1 protein-coding gene is annotated in these 1,027 nt (G+C 52.8%); it reads left to right on the forward strand.

Annotated elements, in window-relative coordinates; all coding sequences use genetic code 11:
* Positions 1-148 precede the first annotated feature (148 nt).
* Positions 149-826 (forward strand): cyclase family protein, encoded by a 678-nt coding sequence (locus D5S03_RS05215; protein ID WP_287042881.1) that lies wholly within the window; start codon positions 149-151, stop codon positions 824-826.
* The last annotated feature ends 201 nt before the right edge of the window (positions 827-1,027 follow it).

Consider the following 1,027-nt stretch of genomic DNA (forward strand, 5'->3'; position numbering starts at 1 on the left):
CGTGGGAACATTCCCTGGACGCTCCGCGTCCACAATGACCGCAGGAGCGGTCGGGCTACGCTCCCACGCAGAGCGTGGGAGCGATAAACCCCCAGATTATGCAGGCATTATGTAACACTTATTTTATGACAAACCCTAAGAAGGCCCTATGAACAACTGGATATTTTTATCATACCCGCTGAATCCCCAGGCCCCGGCTTACGGTGGTGGACACGGCTTTGCCGAGAAAAAAGTCAAGCAGATGGACCAGGGAGATTCCTGCGACACCAAGAGCTGGTCCATGTCCAACCACATAGGCACTCATATTGATTTCCCCAGGCATTTCTCAACCAGAGGCAAGGATATTGATGATTACGACCCTGAATTTTTCATTTTTTTTCAGGTCTTCATTGCAGACATATCCCCGGCTGAACCAGAGCTGATCATTACCCCTGACCACTTAGACATATCACAGGCTCCAGCAGACACAGACCTGTTGCTCATCAGGACTGGATTCGGCGGGTTAAGAGGACGGGACACCTACTCGCAGAACAACCCGGGATTCCATCCCGACCTGGCGGATTATCTGCGGGAAAGGCTGCCTGCACTGCGAGCACTCGGAGTTGACAGCATCTCCCTGTCTTCCTATGCCCACCGTGACCTGGGACGAGAGGCTCACAGGGCTTTTCTGCTGGACAGTAACCACCCCATACTGCCCTTAGAGGATATGCACCTGGAGCAGATTGACGGCCAGATAGAGATTGAGCAGGTAATAATCGCCCCCCTACGCGTCACCGGGGCAGACGGCGCACCATGTACAGTCCTGGCGAAGGTAAAAGGGCGGTAATTTCCTTGCCCGGCCTTAAAGATCACAATCAATAGCAGCTGCATTGTGACGGAGCCAATTCAAAGATTAAAGATAAAAGAACCTGTCCACGAATCAACGCAAATTTACACGTAACCATTCAGGGGGTGCCAGCAATCGCCACCCTGAATAGACTTGAGGCGTACTCCCCAACAGTGAGCGGCAAAGCCGCCCGTGTGCAAC

The sequence above is a fragment of the Desulfonatronospira sp. MSAO_Bac3 genome, from assembly GCF_003838035.1.
GTDB classification, from domain to species: domain Bacteria; phylum Desulfobacterota; class Desulfovibrionia; order Desulfovibrionales; family Desulfonatronovibrionaceae; genus Desulfonatronospira; species Desulfonatronospira thiodismutans.

Excerpts from the sequence above, each read along its gene's own strand:
- D5S03_RS05215 (WP_287042881.1), top strand. The coding sequence starts at position 149 with ATGAACAACTGGATATTTTTATCATACCCGCTGAATCCCCAGGCCCCG.